Source organism: Brevundimonas bullata (assembly GCF_003350205.1).
Lineage (GTDB): Bacteria > Pseudomonadota > Alphaproteobacteria > Caulobacterales > Caulobacteraceae > Brevundimonas > Brevundimonas bullata.
In genome coordinates this window covers 1-5508 of the sequence record NZ_QLLC01000065.1, presented here as the reverse complement: position 1 = coordinate 5508, position 5508 = coordinate 1, and the positions used below count along the sequence as shown (strand labels likewise).

Genomic DNA, 5508 nt, shown 5'->3' with positions numbered 1-5508 from the left:
GCCCCCTCCACCATGCTGCGCATGGTCCCCCTCCCCCGCTGCGCAGGGGAGGATCAATTCAGCCTCAAACCTCTTCCGTCACGGCCCGCAGCCGCATCACCGCCCAAGCTCGTTTCAGATCCCCGCTGCGAAACACGTCGGTAAAGGTCACGCCCAGGCTGACCGCCCTCACCCCGTCGGCTTCCAGCGGCGCATCCGCGACCCGCGCCCGCACCGCCGCCGCCACCGCCCGCGCCTCTTCCATCCCGGCGAAGCGACTGGCGCAGGTCAGCGTCAACCGATGCTCGACCCCGCCCCCGTCGGCGTTCAGCCCCCGGCTCTCGCCCTTGCCGATCAGCAGATGCGGAAACGCGGGCTCCTCCGGCGGCTGGTCCCAAACCCTTGCCGGATCACCCAGCAGCGCCTGCAAGGCCGCGTCGCCCTTCAGATGCGCGATCAGCGCCTTCACCAGCGCCCCCTCATGATCCCTCATCGCGCCCGCTCCAGGTTCAGCCGCACACGCCCCGCCGCCTGGGGATCGGCCTCGATCCCCGCAACCGCCCAGTCGGCCCCGCCGAAGCGCACCACCAGCCCCTCGGCCAGCCGCGGATCGGCCCGCACGGTCGCGCTCAACGTCTCCACCCCGCGCGTCACCCCCGCTTCCGTCCGCTCGCGCCGACGCCGCGCCCCGAGGCTCAGCCACAGCGACCCGACCGGCTCATAGCTAACGACCCGCCCGCCATAGGGCGTCTCCGCCTCCACCGCCCGCACCAGGCTCGCGATCACCTTCATGCCGCCCGCGCTCACAGCCGCACCACGCGATAGGGCGCGATCCACCCCTCGACCGGCGCCGTGCTCATCTCGCCCTCGCCGCGCTCATAGGCGCGCAGCACCAGCATCATCACCGCCAGCCGCAACGGCGCCGCCGAGGTCGAGGTCAGGCTCAGCCCCACCTCCCCCTCGACCCGCGCCCTCGCCGCATCGATCAGGGTCTGGATCAGCCCGTCCTCCGCCTCATGCTCGACGCGCAGAAACAGCTTCGCCTCCGTGAGGGTCACGGGTGCGCTCATGCTAAAATCTCCAATGTTCGGACGCGCCACTTTCCTCCCCATTCCATGGGGAGGGGGACCACGTAGTGGTGGAGGGGGCGACGCAAACGTCAGCCCTCGAGTCGCCCCCTCCGTCACGTCGCTATCGCGACGCGCCACCTCCCCATTCGCTCCGCGAACAGGGAGGAAAGTCATCAGCCCCTTACGAGGCCGCGAACTTCATCAGCTTGATCGCATCAAAGTTCTGCACCCCGCCGCCCACGCGCTTGGTCGTGTAGAACAGCACATAGGGCTTGGCCGAATAGGGATCGCGCAGCACCCGCACCCCCGCGCGGTCCACGATCAGATAACCGCGCGAGAAGTCGCCGAACGCGATCGATAGACTGTTGGCCGCCACATCCGGCATGGTCTCGATCTCGGTGACCGGATAGCCCAGCAACGACGCCGCCTCGCCCGGCCGCGTCGCCGGCGACCAGACATAGTTCCCGTCCGCGTCCTTGAACTTGCGCACCGCCGAGACCGTGCGTCGGTTCATGACAAAGCGCCCGTTCGGCCGATACTGGGCCTTGGGCGCATAGATCAGGTCGATCAGCTTGTCCGCGGGACTGGTCGAGGCGAAGGCGCCCGCCGCCCCCGAGGCCACGGTGCCGATCTGGCCCCAGGTCTGCGTGCCTTCGCTCGCCGTCGCATAGGCCAGGAAGCCCTTTGGCTTGTTGACCCCGTCGCCGCTGACAAAGGCCGCCGTCTCCTGCGCCGCAAAGGCGTCCTCGACCTCGGCCGCCAGCCATTCGTCCAGGTCGATCAGGGCGTCGTCGAGCAAGGACTGCGTCGCCGCCGGACAGGCGTAGAGATCAGCCGACGAGAACTCGAGCAAGGCCAGCGTCGCCGGGTCCGTCTCGGGTCGCGCCGCCGTCTCGGCCACCCAGCCCGCCGTCACGCCCGCCGTCGACACCGGCTTGCGGAACACGCCCGAACCGACCGTGCGCACCGTGGCGATCTCGCGCATCGGCGACCCCGCCATCAGGCGCCGCTCGATGGCCCGCTCCGTCTCCGGCGGCACGACATAGCCCGCCGAGTTCGACGCCGACGACAGCCCCGCCTTCAGCTCCAGACCATAGGACTGACCCGACTTCATATAGCCGTCCCACGCCGCCTTGGCCTCCGGCGCCGCCGCCACGACCGGCGCCTCAGCACCCAACATCGGACGACGGCTCTCGCTCAGCGCACGGTCGAGACGCGCCTGAGCCCCCGCCACCGCCTGATCGATGCGCGCCACCTTCTCCTCCAGCAGCGCATCGGCCGACGCCTTCTTCTCGATCTCGTCCAGACGGGCGTCGTTCGCCCCTTTGAACGCCTCGAACGCCGCCATCATCTCATGCAGGGCGGCGCGCGCCTCGGGCGATGCCGAGGCGGTCTTGGTCTCTTTCATGCTCTCTCCGGTGTTTGCGCCCGTCCTCCGGTGCGCCGTCATCCGGGCCTGACAGCCCGAAACCTCACTGCGAGGCGATTGCCTCCTCACCGAACCGTGCTACGGCTCAGCAAAATCTCTAGGGGACCTCAAGCCATGCTCGGCCTGTCAATCGCGCTATCGGGCGCGCTTCTCATCCAGTCGCAGACGCCAGCGCCAACCGACGATCTCACGCCAGCCCAGGTCGAGCAGGTCGTGCCCCTGCTGATGCAGACGTTCGAGACGTTCGGTTCGTGCGAACAGTTCTTTCCGCCCGAAGTTGCTCAACAATTCCGTGCCCAGCTCGCCGCTCCAAAAGACGCCGACGTTGCCACGCTGATGGTTCTGGGCCTGCTTGAAGAGGCCTACGAGCGTGGCCAAGAGTCGCCGGAAGCAGAGACCCTGACCAGAGAAGAATGCTCTACCGCCCTTAAAAACCTGCAGACGACCGCCACCGATATCCAGAGCACCGCCGACTAACCCATGCCCGCCCCGATCTTCACCCTCGCCGACCTCTGGCCCAGCCTGTGGCAGCCCCTCGCGCTGGCCCTCTTCCTCGCCCTGTTTCCACCCGGCGTGTTCTCGCATCAGAAACCCGTCAAGACGCCCCGCTGGCGGCTCGCCGGCGGCGTCTTCGTCGTCGTCTTCTGCCTCAGCGTCCCCGCCTCGCTCGTGAAGGCGGCCTTCCAGCGCGGCGCCGTCGCCGCCGGATCGGATCACCCCGTCCTGATCGGCTACGCCGCCGGCTTCGCCATCCTGCTCCCGACCCTGGCCGTCCTCTTCATCCTGCTGCGCCGCTTCCGCTCACGACCGACCTGAACCGCGCCCCCGGCAGCATCGGAAAGGTCACCAGCGACACCTCCCACAGCTCCACCGCGCTCAGCACCCTTAAGCGCCCGTCCCGCCGCGCCTTCGCCGCGCGAAAACCGATGGACAGCCCGTCCAGCGCCCCCGCCCGCGTCAGCGCCTGGGCGTAACGCGCCTCGGCCGACCAGTCGCAGACGCGCCCGCGCACCCGCAGACCCCGCTCGTCCTCGCCCATCTCGTCCCAGACCCCGACCACCGCCCGGCTCTCGTGCTGATGCAGCATCCGCACCCCCGCCGCGCCGGTCTTCGCCAGGCTGTCGGCAAAGGCGCCGCGCGCCACCACGTCCCCGTTCAGGTCCGCTGCACCCCACAGCGAGGCATAGCCTTCAATCCAGACCACGCCCTTCTCCCTCCCCTTCATGGGGAGGGTGGCCGAGCCGTCAGGCGAGGTCGGGTGGGGGCGCTGTGGCGAGCCAGGCGCCGCGCCCTTCACTTCCAGCCCGCCCCACCCGGTCGCCGCTTCGCGCCGACCACCCTCCCCATGAAGGGGAGGGAGAAAATCACGCTGCATCACTTCCCCTCCAGCCGACGTTCGATCCGGTCCACCGTCGCCCGCACCGCCTCGCCCTGGGCTTCCACCCGCGCAAGCCGTTCGGCCACCAGCCTCTGCTCGCCCACCCTCTGCTCCAGCGTCGCAATCCGCGCCGCCGCCCCGCCGGCCCAGACCAGCCCGCCGATGGTCTGCACCAACAGCGCCGCGATCAGGGCCACGGGCATCTTCTTCAACTCAGTCATCTTCACCTTTCTCCCTCCCCTTCATGGGGAGGGTGGTCGCGTAGCGACCGGGTGGGGAGGGCCAGGCCACACGGAACACGGCGCTTGGTCAGCCAAAACGCCCCCACCCGTCTTCGCCTTTCAGGCTCAGCCACCCTCCCCATGAAGGGGAGGGAGAGGCGTCGCGCCTAATCCCCCACCCCCGCCATCCTTCACCGCTCCTCATCCGTCAGGAACGCCGCCGCATTCAGCCTTGCCCACAGCGCATCCCGCTCGACCTGCAAGGCCGGCACCGCGTCCAGATCAGCCTCGATCCGGCAGTCCGCAAACCGCCCGCCCAGCCAGCCCGTCATCGCCCCCGCCGCCTTGCGCACCAACGGGATCACCGTCCCGCGCCAGAAGGCGGCGTTGGCCTCGCGATAGTTGGCGTAGGTCGCGTCCCCCGGGATCCCCAGCAGCTGCGGCGGCACGCCGAACGCCAGGGCGATCTCGCGCGCCGCCGCGTGCTTGCCGGCGATGAAGTCCATGTCGTGCGGCGTCAGGCTCATCGGCTTCCAGTCCAGCCCGCCTTCCAGCAACAGAGGCCGCCCGGCGTTCCTTGCCCCCGCATGGGCCTCGCCCAGTTCCGCCTTCAGCGCCTCGAACTGCTCGGCGGTCAGCCGCTCGCCGTCCCGCGCCCCATAGACCAGCGCCCCCGACGGCCGCGCCGCATTGTCCAGCAGCGCCTTGTTCCAGGCCCCTGACGCATTGTGCACGTCGATGGCGAAGGCCGCCGCCTCCAGCGGTGAAAACCCGTAGTGATCGTCCGTCGGATGAAACAGCTTCAGATGCATGACCGGCGACCAGCCGTCGCCGTGCCGTCCGATCCGCACCGCCTGCCCGCCGACCGCATACTCATAGGCCTCCGGCCAGCCCGCGCGGCCCGGCACCACCTTAACCCGGTCCGGCCGCAGCGCCCACAGCTCATCCGGCGCCCCATCGCCATCGGCGTCCCCCGACGCCTCGACATAGGCGTTCCCCGCCGTCTGCAGCGCGCCGTAAACCGCCTCCATCAACTCCCCGCCCGACTGCTCGGGATTGGGCTTGGCCAGCAGCCGCGCCAAGGGATGCTCCGCCGTCCGCACGCCCCCGGCCATGACCATCAAGGGCGTCGAGGCCGCCGCCTCCGCGATCATCCGCACGCAGCGATAGGCCACGGCGTTCTTGGCGAACCCCTCGTCCGCCAGATGGGCGTAATCCCGCGGCGTCCACCGCGCCCGCCCCGCCCCCGTCAGGGCGATCAACGGCCCCGCCCGGCTATCCTTGGTTTCAGGCGCAGACACGCGCCGCCGACCAAACGGTCGTCGCCAATCCATTGAAATCTCCATGATCTTTCTTTCCTCCCATTCCATGGGGAGGGGGACCGCCCCCGGGTCTCGCCTTCGGCGAGCCCGAGGACAGGCTATGCGGTGG

General features: G+C 69.5%; 9 protein-coding genes. 2 read left to right on the top strand and 7 right to left on the bottom strand.

What is annotated here, in order from left to right; genetic code table 11:
* Positions 1-64: 64 nt before the first annotated feature.
* The 4 genes from DXK21_RS16170 to DXK21_RS16155 all read right to left on the bottom strand — a co-directional run bounded on the left by DXK21_RS16170 (position 65) and on the right by DXK21_RS16155 (position 2457).
* Complete coding sequence (locus DXK21_RS16170) at positions 65-472, bottom strand: DUF3168 domain-containing protein (protein ID WP_114818787.1); 408 nt, start codon at positions 470-472, stop codon at positions 65-67.
* Positions 469-771 carry a phage head completion protein gene (locus tag DXK21_RS16165; RefSeq protein ID WP_114818786.1) on the bottom strand — a complete coding sequence of 101 codons (303 nt, stop codon included), beginning with the start codon at positions 769-771 and terminating at the stop codon, positions 469-471. The genes DXK21_RS16170 and DXK21_RS16165 overlap by 4 nt, the downstream gene beginning before the upstream one ends.
* An 11-nt stretch (positions 772-782) precedes the next feature.
* Entirely contained in the window at positions 783-1049 is a 267-nt protein-coding gene (locus tag DXK21_RS16160; RefSeq protein WP_114818785.1) for a head-tail connector protein, read from the bottom strand.
* 181 nt (positions 1050-1230) lie between these two features.
* Positions 1231-2457, bottom strand: a complete 1227-nt coding sequence (locus DXK21_RS16155; RefSeq protein ID WP_114818784.1) for a phage major capsid protein — start codon at positions 2455-2457, stop codon at positions 1231-1233.
* A 135-nt stretch (positions 2458-2592) separates the two neighbouring features.
* Here DXK21_RS16155 and DXK21_RS16150 point away from each other — a divergent pair, with 135 nt between their 5' ends.
* Together DXK21_RS16150 and DXK21_RS16145 are read left to right on the top strand one after the other, a co-directional pair.
* Positions 2593-2955: a hypothetical protein gene (locus DXK21_RS16150; protein ID WP_114818783.1), complete on the top strand. Its 363-nt coding sequence runs from the start codon at positions 2593-2595 to the stop codon at positions 2953-2955.
* Positions 2956-2958: 3 nt separating this feature from the next.
* Positions 2959-3294: a hypothetical protein gene (locus tag DXK21_RS16145; RefSeq protein WP_114818782.1), complete on the top strand. Its 336-nt coding sequence runs from the start codon at positions 2959-2961 to the stop codon at positions 3292-3294.
* Here DXK21_RS16145 and DXK21_RS16140 read toward each other — a convergent pair.
* The 3 genes from DXK21_RS16140 to DXK21_RS16130 form a co-directional block, all read right to left on the bottom strand.
* Entirely contained in the window at positions 3257-3703 is a 447-nt protein-coding gene (locus DXK21_RS16140; protein WP_114818789.1) for an HK97 family phage prohead protease, read from the bottom strand. The two genes, DXK21_RS16145 and DXK21_RS16140, sit on opposite strands and share 38 nt — an antisense overlap.
* A gap of 149 nt (positions 3704-3852) precedes the next feature.
* Positions 3853-4077 carry a hypothetical protein gene (locus DXK21_RS16135; RefSeq protein ID WP_114818781.1) on the bottom strand — a complete coding sequence of 75 codons (225 nt, stop codon included), beginning with the start codon at positions 4075-4077 and terminating at the stop codon, positions 3853-3855.
* 191 nt (positions 4078-4268) lie between these two features.
* A complete protein-coding gene (locus DXK21_RS16130) occupies positions 4269-5423 on the bottom strand; it encodes a phage portal protein (protein WP_114818788.1) in 1155 nt (384 codons plus the stop codon).
* Positions 5424-5508 lie beyond the last annotated feature (85 nt).

Coding starts and splice junctions, on each gene's coding strand:
- DXK21_RS16155 (WP_114818784.1), bottom strand. CDS start 2,457: ATGAAAGAGACCAAGACCGCCTCGGCATCGCCCGAGGCGCGCGCCGCC.
- DXK21_RS16140 (WP_114818789.1), bottom strand. CDS start 3,703: ATGAAGGGGAGGGAGAAGGGCGTGGTCTGGATTGAAGGCTATGCCTCG.
- DXK21_RS16130 (WP_114818788.1), bottom strand. CDS start 5,423: ATGGAGATTTCAATGGATTGGCGACGACCGTTTGGTCGGCGGCGCGTG.
- DXK21_RS16135 (WP_114818781.1), bottom strand. CDS start 4,077: ATGACTGAGTTGAAGAAGATGCCCGTGGCCCTGATCGCGGCGCTGTTG.
- DXK21_RS16165 (WP_114818786.1), bottom strand. CDS start 771: ATGAAGGTGATCGCGAGCCTGGTGCGGGCGGTGGAGGCGGAGACGCCC.
- DXK21_RS16160 (WP_114818785.1), bottom strand. CDS start 1,049: ATGAGCGCACCCGTGACCCTCACGGAGGCGAAGCTGTTTCTGCGCGTC.
- DXK21_RS16170 (WP_114818787.1), bottom strand. CDS start 472: ATGAGGGATCATGAGGGGGCGCTGGTGAAGGCGCTGATCGCGCATCTG.
- DXK21_RS16150 (WP_114818783.1), top strand. CDS start 2,593: ATGCTCGGCCTGTCAATCGCGCTATCGGGCGCGCTTCTCATCCAGTCG.
- DXK21_RS16145 (WP_114818782.1), top strand. CDS start 2,959: ATGCCCGCCCCGATCTTCACCCTCGCCGACCTCTGGCCCAGCCTGTGG.